Raw genomic sequence first — 12,291 nt, forward strand, 5'->3', positions numbered from 1 at the left:
GGCGTTCACACGGGCGCCCGGCCGGGGCCGCGCCGGGCCAAGCCCGCTCCACCATCGAACCCCCGAAGGAGTAAGCACCATGTTCAAGCATATTCTGGTCCCTGTGGATGGCTCCAAGACCTCGATGCTGGCGGTGTCCAAGGCTGCGGCCTTGGCCAAGACCTTTGGCAGCGCCGTGACGGCGGTGTCCGTGATCGACCCCTATCCCTTTACCGGCGTGGGCGCCGATTTCGTCTACGGCCAGGCGCAATACGCCCATGCTGCCGCCGCTCAAGCCAACGCCGCGCTGGATGCCGCCAGAAACGCCATGACCGAAGCCGGCGTGCCGGTGAGCACCGTGGTCGGCGAAGGCCAGCCGGTGCACGATGGCATTTTGCGGGCACAGCAGAGCGCCGGCGCCGATCTGATCGTGATGGGCTCGCATGGTCGCCGTGGGCTGCAAAGGCTGGTGCTGGGCAGCGTCACGCAGCGCGTGCTGGGCGCGGTGCATGTTCCGGTGCTGGTGGTGCGTGACTGATCAGATCGATCAGTCGATTTTTGCGCCCGAGGCTTGCACGATGCCCTTCCATCGGGCGTAGTCGGTTCTGAGCAGGGCGCCAAGCTGCGCCGCCGACATGGCCTCCGGCTCTGCGCCCTGGGCCTGGATGGCGGCCCTGATGTCGGCCGTGGCCAGCAACTTGTTGACTTCGGTGTTGAGGATGCCGATCACCTGGGCGGGCGTGCCGGCGGGGGCGAACAGGCCGTACCAGGTGCTCACGTCAAAGTCCTTGAAGCCTGATTCGGCCACGGTGGGCACTTCGGGCAGCGAGGTGCTGCGCCGCGCCGAGGTCACGGCCAGCGGGCGCAGCTTGCCGGCCTTGATCTGGCCCATGGCCGAGGGCACGGACGACAGCAGCAGGTGCACATTGCCGGCCAGCGTGTCCATCAGCGCGGGGTTGGAGCCTTTGTAGGGAATGTGGCTGAGCTCGATGCCCGCAGCCTTCTCGAACAGGTCGCCCGCCAGATGGATCGAGGTGCCATTGCCGGGCGAGCCGTAGGTAATGGTGCCGGGCGCTGCCCGGGCGGCGGCCAGCACATCGGCCAGGGTTTTGAACCTGGAGTTGGCGCTGGTGGCAATGAGCACCGGCGTGTAGGCCACATGGGCCACGGCGACCAGATCCTGGGTGGGGTTCCAGGACAGGTTTTTGTAGAGCCAGGGGCCGATCACCAGATTGTCCTTTTGACCGAGCACCAGATCGTAGCCGGTGGGTGCCGCTTTCACGGCCTCGCCAATGCCTATGGTGCCGCCCGCGCCGGCCTTGTTGTCGGCCACCACGGTCCAATGGGCCTGCCCGGCAAGCCCGGTGGCCAGCAGCCGCGCGAGGATGTCGGTGCCGCCGCCGGGCGGAAAGGGCACGATCAGGCGGATCGGCCGGTCGGGATAGCCCGCCGCCGCCGCCGCAGGGGCCTGGGCCCGGGCCGTGGCGGCCAGGGCCAGCGCGCAGGCCAGCGCTGCGGCGCAGGAGCGCAGCGGGCGCATCATGCGGCCAGTTGCTGGTCGAGGAATTCGGTGAGTTGGGCCCGGCCGAGGGCGCCCACCTGGGTGGCTGCCGGCTGGCCGTCCTTGAACAGCATCAGCGTGGGAACGCCGCGGATACCGAACTTGGCCGGGGTCTGGCGGTTGTCGTCCACATCCATCTTGACGATTTGCAGCCGGCCTTGGTAGCGGTCTGCGGCATCGTCCAGCAGCGGGGCGATCATTTTGCAGGGGCCGCACCATGGGGCCCAGTAATCCACCAGCACCGGGGTGTCGGCTTGCAGCACATCGGCCTCGAAGCTGGCGTCGGAGACATGTTTGATGAGTGCGCTGGTCATGGCGAAGTCCTTGTTGCTCGGCCGGTGGTAGCCGGTGTCCGTTTACAGTCCGGGCATTGTGACAGAAACCAGTCTCTCTTGCGGTGTGGCCGGGCCTGGCGCGGCCATCGGCGCGATGGCGCACAGCGCCCCGCACACCGACCCATGCGCCGCCCGGTGGCAGCAGGTTCTGGCGCAGGTGCAAGGGCATATGCGCCAGCAGGGCGCGCACCCTGCGCGCACCGTGGTGCTGCTGCCCTATGCCCAACTCATGCCTTGGGCGCAGCAGTACTGGGAGCGGTACCAGGCCGACGGCTTTGCCCCCCGCTTCGAGACCACGCGCAGTTGGGCGCGCCGGCTGTGCGTTTTTGAGCCGCAGGGCGACGAACTGGCCGGCGATGTCGCGCGCGACACCCTCACTGCGCGCGCGCTGCTCGATCGCGCCGGTCTGGCAGCCCAGCGCGACATGCTGGCGGCGCCGCTGCAAGAGGCGGCCAGCGCGTTGGCGGCCGTGGTCGCAGCCATGGCCCCGGCGCTGCGCGCGGCCTGGGGCGAGCAGGCGCGCAGCGCACTGGCACCGGTCGACGAAGGCTCTGCGCTGCGCTTTGAGGCCGTGGTGGCGCGCATCGCGCTGGAATGGGTGCTGGCCTCGCGCCATGCCACCGATGTGCTGTTCGAGCCCGGTCTGCGCCAGTCGGTCGACGCGCTGGTGCTGCTGCAGGGCTTTCAGGTCGAGCCGCTGGCGCAGGCCCTGCAGGCCGATTGGGGCGCAGCGGCGCTGACGCTGGCCTGGCCCGATGCCCCTGCCCCTGCCGGCAGCATGGCCGGTCAGATGCCCGGCCACATCGCGCTGCACCCGACCCGGGATGCCGAGGACGAAGCCCAGCGCGCTGCCGCCTGTGTGCTGCGCCACCTGGCGGCCGGCCGCGCCCCGGTGGCGCTGGCGGCCAACGACCGCGCCCTGACACGCCGCATCGCCGCGCACCTGAGCAGCAGCGCCGTCGCCGTGCGCGATGAGAACGGCTGGACGCTGTCCACCACCCGGGCCGCCGCGCAGTTGATGGCCGCGCTCGAGGCCTGCGCCTGGAACGCATCGGCCGACGCTGTGCTCGACTGGCTGAAACAGGCCCCGGCCATCGACCCCGCCGTGCTGGATGCGCTGGAGCGGGCATTGCGCAAAGCCGGCGTGGCCCACTGGCCAGACGCTGCCGCGCGCGACTGGAGCGCCAGCCCCGCAGGCCCCGCATTGACCGCCGGCGTGGCCTTGGTGCAGGGCTGGCGCGCCGGCCTGCATGCGCCCCGGCCGCTGGCGCAGTGGCTGCAGGCATTGCGCGCGTTGCTGCTGGCCGCAGGCCAGTGGCCCCGGCTCGAACAGGACTCGGCGGGCAGCGCCGTGCTGGCCGCGCTGCGGCTACAGACGGACCGGCAGGCCGAGCTCGATGGCTGGCACGGCGCGGGCCGGCGCATGGCCCTGGCCGAGTTCAGCCGCTGGGCCAGCGAGGTGCTGGAAGCCGCGCGCTACAAACCCCCCGGGATGGACGCCGCCCCGGTCGTGGTTCTGCCCCTGCCCCAATTGCTGGCGCGGCCCTTTGCCGCGCTGGTGCTGCCCGGCTGCGATGAAAAACGCCTGCCGCCTGCGCCCGACCCGGCCGGCCAGTGGACCCCGGCGCAGCGCCAAGCCTGGGGTCTGCCCAGCCGCCAAACGCTGGAATCGGCCCAGCGCGCCGCCTGGCACAACGCGCTGCAAACGCCGGCGGTGGACCTGCTCTGGCGCACCGGCGACGAAGGCGGCGAGCCGCTGCTGGCCAGCGCGCTGGTGCTCGCGTTGCAGCTCGACGGCCTGGCCCATCAGGGCGCCGACCCCCGCTGCCAGCGCCGCGTGGCCGCAGCGCCGACCGCCCGGCCTTCGCCCCAGGGGCAGGCATTGCCGCTGCAACGGCTGTCGGCCACCGCTTACGCCGACCTGCGGCACTGCCCCTACCGCTTTTTTGCGCTGCGCCAGTTGGGCCTGCAAGAGGCCGACGAGTTGGCCGCCGACATCGACAAGCGCGACTTTGGCAACTGGCTGCATGCGGTGTTGCAGCATTTTCATGAAGCCCTGCGGGACGATCCCGCGCCCGACGACGCCACCCGCAGCGCGCGCATGGACAGCGCCGCGCAGGCCGTCACCCGCCAGCAGGGCCGGGACGAGGGCGACTTTCTGCCGTTCACCGCCGGCTGGCCCCCGTTGCGCGACGGCTATCTGCGCTGGCTGGCGCAGCACGAACAGGCCGGGGCCCGTTTCCGGCAGGCCGAGTGGCACACCAGCCAGCCATTGGACCCGGACCCATTCGATCCATCGGGCACGTTGGACATGGTGCAGTTGGTGGGCACCATCGACCGCATCGATACGCTCTCATCCACGGACGGCCCCGGCACCCTGGTGTCGCGTCACGGATCAGATGTCGTAGGCTGCACGCAGCCATCGGAGCGCAGCGCAAGGCGCATCGCGCAGCCAATACCGAGCGTATTGGCAAGCGATGCAACGCCGCGATGCGCTCCGATGGCCAGCGCAGACCGACAGATGATCGGTGACGCGACACTAGTGTCGCACCATCGGTCAGATATCGTAGGCTGCGCGCAGCCAATACCGGACGTATTGGCAAACGATGCAACGCCGCGCTGCGCTCCGATGGCCAGCGCAGACCGACAGATGACCGGCGGCGCGACACTGGTCATCGACTACAAGACCGAAAACGACAGCGTCACGCGCCAGCGCATCAGCGCCGGCACCGAAGACACCCAACTGGCCTTCTACGCCGCGCTGCTCGGCCAAGACAGCGTGCGCGCCGCTTACGTCAACGTCGGCGAGCGCGGCCAGACGCAACTGCATGAGCCACAGGCGCTGCTGCCGCTGCGCGATCGGCTGCTGGCCGGCATCCGGCATGACCTTGGGCGCATTGCCGCCGGCGCTGCGCTGCCCGCGCTGGGCGAGGGCCAGGTCTGCGAGTACTGCGCTGCACGCGGCCTGTGCCGCAAGGACTTCTGGCCATGACCGCGCCTGCGACCATGCCCGCCCCGAGCGCGGCTTACGAACACAACGGCCAAAGCGTCACGCGCGAGACCTTCTACGCCATCGCCTGCGACCCGGCGCGCAGCGTGGCGGTGCAAGCCTGCGCCGGCGCGGGCAAGACCTGGATGCTGGTCTCGCGCATGCTGCGCGCGCTGCTCGACGGCTGCGCGCCGCACGAGATTTTGGCCATCACCTTCACCAAAAAAGCCGCCGGTGAAATGCGCCAGCGCCTGCAGGAATGGCTGGAAGAATTCGCCCAGGCCCCGCCCGAGCGCCTGAGCGCCGAACTGGTGGCGCGCGGCATGCGCCCGGAGCGCGCGCTGGAGCAGCGCGCAGCGCTGCAAAACCTGTACCGCCAACTGCTCGACAGCGGCCGCCCGGTGCAGATCCGCACCTTCCACAGTTGGTTTGCCGCGCTGCTGGGCATGGCGCCGCTGGCGCTCCTGCAAGCCCAGGGCCTGCCCACGCAATTCCAATTGCTGGAAGACGACGCCGAGGCCGTGCGCGCAGTCTGGAGCCCGTTCCTGCACACCGTTGCCGGCGACGCCGGCCTGCGCGCGGACTACACAGCCGTGGTGGCCCGGCATGGCCGCTCGCAAACCCACAAGGCGCTGGCTGCGGCGCTGAACCGGCGCGTGGAGTTCGACCTGGCCGACGCGGCCGGCGTGGTCCAGGCCTCGGTGCCGCCCTTTGCCGTGCCATATCCCGAACTGGCCGATGTGCCCGACCCTGCCTGCGCGCTGCAAGCCGACGCCTGCCGGCAGCGCTGGCTGGCCCGCGCAAAAGCCCTGGGGGCCGAGAGCAACAAGACCCCGCAAAAGGCGGCCCAGGCGATCATCGAGGCATTCGCCAGCACCGACGCCAACCTGTGCCTCGACAGGCTGCGCCAGGCGCTGTTCGTGGCCACGGCAGACCGGCTGGCAAAAAATCTGGAGAAATTCGCCGCCGCCCAAGAGGCCGCGCCCGAGCTGCGGCGCCTGCTCGACGCCCGCCGCCAGCACGCCGCCTGGCAGCACCAGCAGAGCATGGCCAGGCTGACGCGCTGCCTGTCGGCGCAATTCGCCGCCGTCAAAAACCAGCATGGCTGGGTGGACATGAACGATGTCGAGCGCAGCGCGCAGCGCATGCTGGCCGACCCGGTGCTCAGCGGCTGGGTGCAGCAGCGCCTGGATGCGCGCATCCGCCACCTACTGGTCGACGAATTCCAGGACACCAACCCGCTGCAATGGCAGGCGCTGCATGCCTGGCTGTCCGGCTACGCGGGCGCGGGCGGCGGCGGCGCGGCGCCCAGCGTGTTCATCGTCGGCGACCCCAAGCAAAGCATCTACCGCTTCCGGCGCGCCGAGCCGCAGGTCTTCATGGCCGCGCAGACCTTCGTGCGCAACGGCCTGGGCGGCGACCTGCTCAGTTGCGACCACACCCGCCGCAACGCCACGGGCGTGACAGCCGCAGTCAACCAGGTCATGGGCCAGGCCCAGGCGCAGCAGGAGATCAGCGGCTTTCGCGCGCACAGCACCGAATCGCAAGACCCGGGCGCGGTGCTGCGCCTGCCGGCGATACTGCCGGCACCGGCACGAGATGGCGCCGATGCCGACCCGCTGGCCTGGCGCGACAGCCTGACCGAACCGCGCCACGAGCCCGAAGAAACCCGGCGCATGCGCGAATGCGCGCAGGCCGCCGCCTGGGTGGCCGCGCAGATCGCCGCCGGCACGCCGCCCGGGCAGGTGCTGGTGCTGGCGCGCAAGCGCGACCGGCTCAGCGCGATGCAAGACGCGCTGCGCGCGCTGCACCTGCCCTGCGTGCAGCCGGAAAAGGCCGACCTGTTCGACGCCCCCGAGGTGCAAGACCTGGTGGCCCTGCTCGACGCCCTGGTCTCCACCGGCCATGACCTGTCACTGGCCCGGGCGCTCAAGTCGCCGCTGTTCGGCCTCGGCGACGAGGCCCTGGCAGCATTGGCCCGGCTGCGCCGCGAACCCGGGCATGCCGCCAGCAGTTGGTACGAACTGCTCCAAAAAAGAGAGCTTCTGACCGGTGATTTGCTTGCGCCAGGCCCTGTGTTGGCCCAATACAAAGCCTGGGTGGACGCCTGGCCGCCGCACGATGCGCTGCACGCCATCTACCAACATGCCGACGTGCTGGCCCGCTTTGCCGCTGCCGCGCCCGCAGCGCAGCGCCAGGCAGTGCAGGCCCAGTTGCGCGCCCTGCTATCGGCCGCGCTGCAATATGACGGCGGCCGCTACCTGACGCCCTACGCCTTTGTCCGGGCGCTGAAAAAGGGCGGCCTGCGCGCGCCGGGCCGGGTCGATGCGCAAGCCATCCGGCTGCTCACCGTGCATGGCGCCAAAGGGCTGGAGGCGCATTGCGTGCTGCTGCTCGACACCGACACCCGCCCGCCCAAAGCCGAAACCATGGGCGTGCTGCTCGACTGGCCCGGCGAACGGGTCGTGCCCGCGAGCTTTATCTTTCTGGCCAGCGAAACCCATCCGCCACCCAGTGCCGAGGCCGCGCTGGCCGCCGAACAGCAGGCGCGCCAGCGCGAAGAACTGAACCTGCTCTACGTGGCGATGACGCGCGCCCGGCACAGCCTGGCACTATCGTCGGTGCAGCCCGCCCATGACGCACCGGGCAGTTGGTGGCAGCGCCTGGAGCCGCTGGCAGCCCCGGTACAAATGCCGGCGCCGGGCGAACCCACCACCGCATCGGCAGCTTCGACCTCTCCATCTTCTCCGTCCTCTCCGACCCCTCCGGCCGCCGGGGACACGCACGAACATTTCACCCTGGCCGAGCTACCCCCGCCATCGGCCTACCTGTCCACCCCCCTGCCCGCGCATTTGCCCGACCACCTGTCCACCCCCCTGCGCCCGGCCCCCCAAGGCCATGCGCCCGAGAACCATGGCACCGACCCCGGCACCCCGGCAACACGCCTGGGCGAGGCCATGCACCAACTGCTGGAGCAGGCCGGCGTCGCCGGCGCGCCGCTGGCCGAACTGCGCGCGCAGGGCTGGCCCGCCGCGCGGCTGGCGCGGCTGGCGCAGGATTTCGACATCAGCATGGACGCGGCCTGGCTGGCGGCGCAGACCGCGCAGCGCATCCTGACAGGCGCAGGCGCCTGGGCCTGGGATGCCACGGTGGTAGACCATGCCAGCAACGAAGCGCTGCTGCGCGACCAAGGGCAAAGCCTGCGGCTCGATCGCCTGGTGCACTGCCGCCACCCCGCTGAGCGCGCGGGCTGGTGGGTGCTCGACTACAAAAGCGCCGCCGCGCCCGAGCGCCAACCGGCGCTGCTGGCACAGTTGCAGCGATACCGCGCAGCAGTGCAGCGCCAAACCCCGGGCGAGCGCGTGCATGCGGCCTTCCTGAGCGGCGATGGGCGCATGGTGCTGCTGCCCGATGGCGGCTGATGCCGGGCCGGCGGCATCAAGCACGATGGCGCGACCGCAAGGGCCGGCGCGCGCGCTTCGTGTCGGCCCCGTGGCGTTGGGTGCGGGGAAAGGACCCGCAGGCCCCCCCTTTCCCGGTTGACATTCCCGGCTGACATTGCCGGCTGCGCTGCGAGTCTCTGCGGCCCCTGGCCTGCATGCCGCTGCGCGTCACCGCCCCATGAAACGGGAGCAGTCCCCAAGCCAGGGGCGCGGAGGAACCGGCTTGGCCGGGCTGGCCCCGCCCCTTGCCTCACCCCTTGGGAAGGCAGGAGCCACAGGCGACCAGGGGGTGTTTCACGCCAACGGTCGAAGATCGGGCAAGCGGGCAAAGACCGCCCCGCTACACTGCGCGCTGGTTCACGGAAGTGGAATCCGGAATTCGCCCTGTTTTCGAAAGCCCCCGATGCAGACCGATGAAACCGGCTCGCCGGTGGCGACCAGCGTCACCGCCAGGCTCTACGACGCGCTGCTGCAAGACATCGTTTCGGGCCGGATCGCGCCCGGCGAGAAATTGAGCGAGCCGGTCATTGCGCGCCGCTTTGGCGCCAGCCGGGCGCCGGTGCGGGAGGCGATCCGCCGCTTGCAGGAGCGCGCCCTGGTGACCTACGTCGTCCACCAGGGGGTGCGGGTGACCGAGCCGAGCGCGGCGCAATTTCTGGCCTTGCTCGATGTGCGTGAGGCCACCGAAGGCATGGCCGCCCGTCTTGCCGCCGGGGCCATGGGCGCTGCCGAGCGGGCCGCGCTGGTGGCGCTGGTGGCCAGCCATCGCGACGAGATCGAACGCGACCCGCACGGCGCTTATTTGCAGGACCAGGCCGAGGCCGATTTCCACTGGCGCATCGCCAGCGGCAGCGGCAATGCCATCCTGGCCGAACTACTGTGCGATCAGTTCTACCCGCGCCTGCGCCTGTGCCGGCGCCTGCATGCCACGGTCGCCGGTCGGGGGCGGGACGCCTGGCAGGAGCATGTGCGCATCGCCGAGGCGATCAGCCAGCGCGATGGCGAACTGGCCGAGGTGCTGATGCGCCGGCATATCCGCGCGGCGCGCAGCGCGCTGGAACAGGCGCTGGCAGCGGCCGCAGCCGGCCGTCCAACCCATCGGCCGCCGCGCCATGACGGGGGTGTTGCGCTCATCACACCGCCAGACCCGGCGTGATGCTGGCAACGATGGAGGCGTCGAGCGCCTCATAGTCCGGCAAGCCGATCGTCGCGTACAGCTCTGCCCGGGTCTGCATCTGCGCGAGCATGCCGTGCGTGCTGCCGTCGCGCGCCAGCGCCGCGTACAGCAGCGCTTGCGCCTTGTTGGCAACACGCAGCGACGAGACTGGCCAGATCACCATGCGGTAGCCCAGCGCCTCGAATTCGTCCGCAGTGAGAAACGGCGTGCGGCCAAATTCAGTCATGTTCGCCAGCAGCGGCACCCCCGGCAGCCGCTGCGCGAACTCCCGGAACATCGCCGCCGAGCTCAGCGCTTCCGGGAAGATCGCGTCGGCGCCAGCCTCCAGATAGCGTTGCGCGCGCGCTACCGCGCCGGCCAGCCCTTCGCTGGCCGCAGCGTCGGTGCGGGCGACGATATACAGATGCCGGCGCGCCTTGACGGCTGCCACGATCTTGGCCGCCATGTCATCGGCGTTGGCGAGTTTCTTGTCGTTCAGATGGCCGCATTTTTTTGGCAGCAGTTGGTCCTCGATATGAACCGCAGCGGCGCCTGCATCCTCGAAGGCGCGGACCATGTGCATCACGTTGAGCGCCTCGCCATACCCGGTGTCGCCATCGACCAGCACCGGCAGGCCGCTGGCCCTGGCCAGTTGCCGGATGAAGAAGGCGACTTCCTCGACGGTGAGGATGCCAAGATCGGGCAAGCCCATCGAGGCCGACATCGCCGCGCCGGACAGGTACAGCGCATCGAAACCGGCGGCCCTGGCCTGTAGCGCCGCCATGCCGTTATGCGCACCGGGCAGCCGCAGGATGCCGCCGCGTTCGAGCAGCGCCCGCAGGCGTTCGCCGGCCGGTTGCGCCGGGCAGTCAGAGGCCAGCAGGTAGGGCATGCTCGGGCTGTCCTCACACCGGGCTGGCATAGAGATCGACATAGTCATGCACCGCCATTGCCTCCAGCCGTTCCTGGTCGAGCGAGACTTGCAGGATTTGCTGCTGGCGCTCGGCTGCCAGGCGCAGCGCCAGATGGGCGCGGAACTTGGCTTCGAGCAGCGGCAGGCCCTCGGCGCGCCGGCGCTGGTGGCCGATCGGATAGGCCACCAGCGATTCGGGCAAGCGGCTGCCGTCGGTCAGTGTGATCGTCAGCGCGTTGGTGATGGCGCGTTGGTCCGGGTCATGGTAGTCGCGCGTGAAGGCTGGCTCCTCGACGCATTCGATCTTGGCCCGCAGCGCATCGATGCGCGGGTCGGCGGCCACTGCGTCCTCATAGTCGTCGGCCGTCAGGCGCCCGAAGATCAGCGGCACCGCCACCATGTATTGCAGCGCATGGTCGCGGTCGGCCGGGTTATGCAGCGGCCCGTGCTTGTCGATGATGCGGATGCAAGCCTCATGGGTGCGAACCCGGACCGAGGCGATATCGTCGCTGCTGCGGCCCATGGCGCGCAGACGCTGGTGCAGCGCCAGCGCGGCCTCGACAGCGGTTTGGGCGTGAAATTCCGCCGGCCAGGAAATCTTGAACAGCACATGCTCCATCACATAGCTGCCATAGGGGCGCTGAAATCGGAACGGCTGGCCGCGAAACGATGCGTCATAAAAGCCCCAGTGCCTGGCCGTCAGCGCCGATGGGTAGCCCATCTCGCCGCTTTGTGCGATCAGCGCCAGCCTGACTGCGCGGCTGCAGGCATCCCCGGCCGCCCAGCTTTTGCGCGAGCCGGTGTTGGGCGCATGCCGGTAGGTCCGCAGCGCCTGGCCATCGACGAAGACCAGCGACAGCGCGTTGATGATCTCGTCGCGCGCCAAGCCCAGCAGCGCGCCGACCACGGCCGTCGAGGCCAGTTTGACCAAAATCACATGGTCGATGCCGACCCGGTTGAACGCATTTTCCAGCGCCAGACAGCCTTGGATCTCATGGGCCTTGATCATCGCCGTCAGGACCTGGCGCATCGTCATCGGCGCGCGGCCCGCTGCGACGGCCGTGCGCGAGCGCCAGTCGGCCACCGCCAGGATGGCGCCGAGATTGTCCGATGGATGCCCCCATTCGGCCGCCAGCCAGCAATCGTTGAAATCGAGCCAACGGATCATCGTGCCAATGTCAAAAGCCGCCTGCACCGGATCGAGCTGATAGGGCGTTCCCGGCACGCGCGCGCCGTGGGGGACGATGGTGCCGGGCACGATCGGGCCGAGCAGTCGGGTGCAGGCCGGATATTCCAGCGCCGCCAGCCCGCAGCCGAGCGTGTCGATCAGGCAGTGGCGCGCCGTCTCATAGGCCAGCGCGCTATCGACCCGGTAATCGAGCACATAGTTGGCGATGTCAACCAGTACCGCGTCCGGAGCAGGGCGGTCGTTATTGCTGAGGGGAGCCATGGACGGATCATCTCCAAGTGGGTCGGATGCTTCATTGTCGACAAAAAAACCTGTTCATGGCCTGAGGCAAGCAGAAAATGGGGATTTTTGGCCTTGATCTGCATGAATTGTCGACAGCTTGCCGACAGCGGTCAACCGACCGAGCCTGCTATGCCGGGAATCGACAGCTTGCCCGGTTTGTCGGAAAGCGAAGCGACACGCCCCCATGGGCCAGGCCCGCGACAGGCACCAAGGCTGGAAGATGGGATTTGAAGATGGAAGTCCATGGGGCTGAAGCGGGCTGATGCAGGCTGATGCGGGCGCAAGCGAAGGTCGGCTGGTCGCCCCGAGCAGCCAGCCCATCCCCACAGCCCCATCGACGGAAAGCGCACCGTTCTTTACGGCGGAGCACCACCGACCACCTGTGCGACGCTGGCGCGTCGAAGGTCGTCATGCTCTCCGCGCCGATACCATGGCGCCGAACGG

The 12,291-nt window shown here is 69.6% G+C and carries 8 protein-coding genes; 4 read left to right on the top strand and 4 right to left on the bottom strand.

Annotated features, from left to right (window positions below):
- Window positions 1-79 precede the first annotated feature (79 nt).
- Window positions 80-517: a universal stress protein gene (locus VEIS_RS03165; RefSeq protein ID WP_011808441.1), complete on the top strand. Its 438-nt coding sequence runs from the start codon at window positions 80-82 to the stop codon at window positions 515-517.
- A 9-nt stretch (window positions 518-526) separates the two neighbouring features.
- Here VEIS_RS03165 and VEIS_RS03170 read toward each other — a convergent pair whose 3' ends face one another.
- Complete coding sequence (locus VEIS_RS03170; protein WP_011808442.1) at window positions 527-1,522, bottom strand: tripartite tricarboxylate transporter substrate binding protein; 996 nt, start codon at window positions 1,520-1,522, stop codon at window positions 527-529.
- Entirely contained in the window at window positions 1,519-1,854 is a 336-nt protein-coding gene (gene trxA, locus VEIS_RS03175) for a thioredoxin TrxA (RefSeq protein WP_011808443.1), read from the bottom strand. Before trxA ends, VEIS_RS03170 begins: the two co-directional genes overlap by 4 nt.
- Before the next feature lie 190 nt (window positions 1,855-2,044).
- On the opposite strand from trxA, the gene VEIS_RS03180 reads away from it, so the two are divergent.
- From VEIS_RS03180 to VEIS_RS03190, 3 genes are all read left to right on the top strand, one after another.
- Window positions 2,045-4,867 carry a PD-(D/E)XK nuclease family protein gene (locus tag VEIS_RS03180; RefSeq protein ID WP_011808444.1) on the top strand — a complete coding sequence of 941 codons (2,823 nt, stop codon included), beginning with the start codon at window positions 2,045-2,047 and terminating at the stop codon, window positions 4,865-4,867.
- Entirely contained in the window at window positions 4,864-8,286 is a 3,423-nt protein-coding gene (locus VEIS_RS03185) for a UvrD-helicase domain-containing protein (protein WP_011808445.1), read from the top strand. The genes VEIS_RS03180 and VEIS_RS03185 overlap by 4 nt, the downstream gene beginning before the upstream one ends.
- A gap of 424 nt (window positions 8,287-8,710) precedes the next feature.
- Window positions 8,711-9,463, top strand: coding sequence for a GntR family transcriptional regulator (locus VEIS_RS03190; RefSeq protein WP_011808446.1), 753 nt, complete (start codon window positions 8,711-8,713; stop codon window positions 9,461-9,463).
- Here the strand turns inward: VEIS_RS03190 and prpB are convergent.
- A complete protein-coding gene (prpB, locus tag VEIS_RS03195; protein ID WP_011808447.1) occupies window positions 9,441-10,355 on the bottom strand; it encodes a methylisocitrate lyase in 915 nt (304 codons plus the stop codon). The genes VEIS_RS03190 and prpB overlap by 23 nt on opposite strands.
- A gap of 13 nt (window positions 10,356-10,368) precedes the next feature.
- A complete protein-coding gene (locus VEIS_RS03200; protein WP_011808448.1) occupies window positions 10,369-11,826 on the bottom strand; it encodes a bifunctional 2-methylcitrate dehydratase/aconitate hydratase in 1,458 nt (485 codons plus the stop codon).
- Window positions 11,827-12,291 lie beyond the last annotated feature (465 nt).

This window comes from Verminephrobacter eiseniae EF01-2 (assembly GCF_000015565.1).
Lineage (GTDB): Bacteria > Pseudomonadota > Gammaproteobacteria > Burkholderiales > Burkholderiaceae_C > Acidovorax > Acidovorax eiseniae.

Bases quoted from the DNA above. Each gene is read 5' to 3' on its own strand.
- VEIS_RS03165 (WP_011808441.1), top strand. From the start codon at position 80: ATGTTCAAGCATATTCTGGTCCCTGTGGATGGCTCCAAGACCTCGATG.
- VEIS_RS03170 (WP_011808442.1), bottom strand. From the start codon at position 1,522: ATGATGCGCCCGCTGCGCTCCTGCGCCGCAGCGCTGGCCTGCGCGCTG.
- trxA (WP_011808443.1), bottom strand. From the start codon at position 1,854: ATGACCAGCGCACTCATCAAACATGTCTCCGACGCCAGCTTCGAGGCC.
- VEIS_RS03180 (WP_011808444.1), top strand. From the start codon at position 2,045: ATGCGCCAGCAGGGCGCGCACCCTGCGCGCACCGTGGTGCTGCTGCCC.
- VEIS_RS03185 (WP_011808445.1), top strand. From the start codon at position 4,864: ATGACCGCGCCTGCGACCATGCCCGCCCCGAGCGCGGCTTACGAACAC.
- VEIS_RS03190 (WP_011808446.1), top strand. From the start codon at position 8,711: ATGCAGACCGATGAAACCGGCTCGCCGGTGGCGACCAGCGTCACCGCC.
- prpB (WP_011808447.1), bottom strand. From the start codon at position 10,355: ATGCCCTACCTGCTGGCCTCTGACTGCCCGGCGCAACCGGCCGGCGAA.
- VEIS_RS03200 (WP_011808448.1), bottom strand. From the start codon at position 11,826: ATGGCTCCCCTCAGCAATAACGACCGCCCTGCTCCGGACGCGGTACTG.